General features: G+C 47.8%; 1 protein-coding gene. It reads left to right on the forward strand.

Annotated elements, in window-relative coordinates:
* Nucleotides 1-782 precede the first annotated feature (782 nt).
* A complete protein-coding gene (locus CIK98_RS14750) occupies nt 783-2,228 on the forward strand; it encodes a PDC sensor domain-containing protein (RefSeq protein WP_094385565.1) in 1,446 nt (481 codons plus the stop codon).
* Nucleotides 2,229-2,569: the final 341 nt, after the last annotated feature.

A 2,569-nucleotide genomic window follows, 5' to 3' on the forward strand; every position in this document is an offset into this window, starting at 1 on the left:
CCTTGAAAGATTATTTGGAGAGCATATTCAAATGTTCCGTTGATGTTGTCCGTATGCATAAGAACATGAACCCATTGTTGAAATCAAGAATAGAGCGAGATGGAATATATGCAATACGATAGAGAATGTGAGGACAGGGGACAGGTCACTGTCCCGCAGGAATATTCAAAAATATAATCTCAAATGTTACAAAAAATGAGGAGGCAGGACACGGACCTGTCCGTGTGCCACGAGGCGCACATCTATATATAAAGGGTTGGCTACCTTCCATATAAGATGTAGCCGTAACTGCCAATGAGATGAGAGAAGGTCTCTCGGTGTCGGTGTGCAGGCACTGGCATCAAACCCTCTGCAAGCTGCTGCAGTCTGAAACGTTAATCCTGATTCAAGTCATGTCAAAAGTCAGTGTCGGACAGTTCTGGCGACAAGCAATGCAATAACCTGTCTATGGCATTGCGGCATGCGGCATAGAGGTGGCAGGACAGTAATGTTTTGTACTACATCTATCCTCAGTACACTTTTTCCCGTTTTGACCAACATTTTTCCCGTTTTGTCTCGGCATTTTCAATTTTATTCCGTAATTTTGCAACAGAAATAATAAACAATTTAAAACTCATGTCATTATGGAAAAGAAAGAAGAAAAGAAAATGCAGCTCGACGAGCAGCTGATGGACAACGTTAACGGAGGAGCAAACTATGTTTCACAGCAAAACAGGCCGACTTCATCTCACACACCGTGTTAACATTATTATAGAACGGATAACAAATAACATGAAACATATATGAAAACTTACAGACAACTTGCCATGGGCCTGCTGGCCCTAATGATTTGCATCGCACTGCCCTCCTGCAGCGATGACGATGAGAATGACAACCAAACCAACGAACTGACGCTGAACTGGGAAATCGAAGCTAGCGATGACCTGCTCAACGTGGCCAACATAGCCTACACGCTCTATGAGGGCCAGGAGGAGATGCCCGAGCCGGAACTCATAGTGAGCAACGGCACCGGCAGCAAGATAACGGGGAAAGCCCCCTGCACGCTGGGTGCCATTTTCAACCTTGCCCCAAAGGAAGAGCCCGACACGCAGAAGGCGAGCTACGACCTCACCCTCTCGGTCAAGGTATCGCTGACCAACGCAAAGGGGCAAGTCTTGGCCAACAGCTTCAGTCTGGACAAAAAGTTGAGCGGTGTACCGGCTGACCAGATAGCAAAGAGCCTGCGCTCGTTGCAGAAGCTGCTCGACAGCGCAGAGAGCATCTACATAGTGGATGCCTCAGGTCAGGTGAAGACCGCATCGCCCATGCCCGAACCGGAAAAGGCATCCGACCTCCAAACCCTGCAAGAGGCCCTCTTCTTTACCGACGAAAGCGGGAAGCAGCAACCCCTGTTGGGGCAGGCACTCGAGGCGGCACGTCCCGACGTGCTGAGCGTGCGCGTGAATGACCTGGACGATGCCAAAGCCACCTTCCTGCGCTGGATGCCCGATGCCAAGCAGGTCATCACCACGGGAGACAACCTGACCTGGAGACTGACAGACGAGAAGGGCAACACATTAGGCAACGCCTACTTCACCGCCACCGACAACGCCGGAGGGCAGGTAGCCAAGGTAACCTTCGATGCCGCCGTACAGCCACAAGGCATTACGCAACTCAACTTCCTGCTGAGCAGCGCATGGCCCCTGAACAGCACACTGAAACACTTCATGGGTGAAAAGAAACGGGCAAAGGCTATTAGAAAAGGTTCTAGTAGCAATATTCCATGGCCGGATGGAGAAGTAGATTGCTACTGCATCAACCATGCCTCCGATGATCAGTTAGCCTATTATGTGGGTCTTAATTTCACTGATGAGTTCCATGTAAATAGAGAGGAAGGCATAATGGAACAGGTTTTCTCACTGCTTCCCTCTGAACAGACTGCTAAGGCCATACAAGACATATTCAACAAGCCTGAAGAAAAAGGAGGTCGGGGATGGGATTACTACCGAGAATTTTTAAAGGAAAGAACCGGAAAGGACATCGATGATAGCTGGGCTAACGTATGGATTAACCGCTGGAGCTATTGGTACGGACGAAATTATAATTGCTATGAAATTGATTTGGACAACGGATATCAAGATTATCAACTGTGCAGACATTTGCTACCTTGGGATTGGCAGGAGCCCTGGTTTATGCACGTATTAGTCTATAAGGGCGACAGACTCATCGAAGGCTGGGAAATAAAGTAAATCCATAATTTCTCTACCGCACCATCCATTCAGCGATGGTGCGGGTCTCTTTGGGCAGGACACGGACCTATCCCCTGTCCCTCATACACACAATAGACATTTTTGGGGCTTTCCATGAAATCGGCTTCATGGGAAGCCCCAGAATCGTATTTGCCGATGACACGAGAACACAAACTGCAATATTCTCACTACTAAAACTTGCTTTATGAACAACACTTACTTATGAGGGACTCACTACGAGCCTCCTTACCAAACCTATATATTTATATTACTAACAAAAACAAGTATGGATTTTTTTGAAATCGAAAAGGAATTGGAGATGCGAAGCTGCATCTCCAAGG

The sequence above is a fragment of the Prevotella sp. P2-180 genome (assembly GCF_002251435.1).
Classification (GTDB): Bacteria; Bacteroidota; Bacteroidia; order Bacteroidales; family Bacteroidaceae; genus Prevotella.